1 protein-coding gene is annotated in these 1,287 nt (G+C 40.2%); it reads right to left on the bottom strand.

The window, feature by feature from the left end:
- Positions 1-1,287: Ig-like domain-containing protein (locus tag JXQ92_RS19220; RefSeq protein WP_421988274.1), on the bottom strand; the 1,287-nt coding region annotated here is incomplete at both ends.

The following is a 1,287-nucleotide window of genomic DNA, read 5'->3' as shown; positions in this document are numbered from 1 at the left end:
AGATACAAGCCTGAAGGATAATCTTTAACATCTACCCTAAGTGTAGTCTGATCAACACGTGCTTTGCTGTACTTTTCTGCACCCGTCAAATCTACTATTCTTACGCTCGGTGAATCTCCAACTCCTGAAAGGTCTAGGGTCAACACGTCTTTAACTGGATTAGGGTATATGTTAAAATCGTATGTGACTTCTTTTACTTTTTCTAACTCTGCTGAATTAATCGCTTCATTAACAGTACTCGGAGGAACAGCATTTATAGTGAAATTCCAGGTGTCTACTGTAAATAAACCGTTGATGTCGTTGCCGCCTGCATCTACCAAGGCAGCCTTACTCAGGTGAATCAATAACTCCTCTCCTGCTGGGAGGCCTGCTGGGAGGTCGAAACTCAATGTACTTCCTGATACTGTTATCGAACTACTTGAGATATCAGTAACCGACATTAAACTTAAATCTGACTTTTTATAGATCCTCAACTTACCGTTGTTCTTGAACATAGCTTCGCTGAAAGTCGCTGTAAACGTCGTTTGTTCTTCTGTATTTGCACCACCTATTGGACTTAAACTTACAATAGTCGGTAAGACATCTATAGTCGGTGTCAAGTTCCACGTATTCACATCAAAGAAGCCAGCTATGTTATTACCCTCTGTATCTTCTAAAGATTTCGGGCTCATATGAACAAAGAATTCCTCTCCGATTGGAAGGTCATTGGGTAACTTGAAAGAAAGTTCTTCTTCTTCAACAGATACTTTACTGCTCTGTATATCTAATTGATAGAGCAATGTCTGATCGCTCGATTTGTATATACGGATCTTACCGTTTTTCTTCAACACTTCTTTGTTGAAAACAACCTTTAAGAGTGACCCTTGAGTTACGTTAGCCCCATCAACAGGGCTTAGGGACGTAATACTTAGAGGTACGCCTGCTTGTTTGGTTAAATTCCAAGTTGTAGTCGTAAACAGCCCTGAAAGGTTATCATTATCAGAAGAGCGCAAAGCATCGCGACTAAAATGAACAAAGAAATCAGTGCTCTCAGGCAAGTCAACCGGCAAAGGAATAGACACAGTTGCTCCATCTACAACTATTTCAGATTCATTAATATCTATATCGCTCAACAACTTTACATCACTTGTACGATAGAATCTAACTTTACCATTATTCTTGAATACAGGTTCGCTAAAGGTGACGGTAATACGCTCCTCACTATTGATTACGCCTCCATCTGCTGGGCTGAAACTGGTAACTTCAAACGGTGCATCAGGTATAACCGTGACATTCCATGTATCTATA

This window comes from Roseivirga sp. (assembly GCF_049099775.1).
GTDB lineage: Bacteria > Bacteroidota > Bacteroidia > Cytophagales > Cyclobacteriaceae > Roseivirga.
Note: the sequence above shows the minus strand (reverse complement) of the source record. Positions and strands in the feature narration are given on the sequence as shown.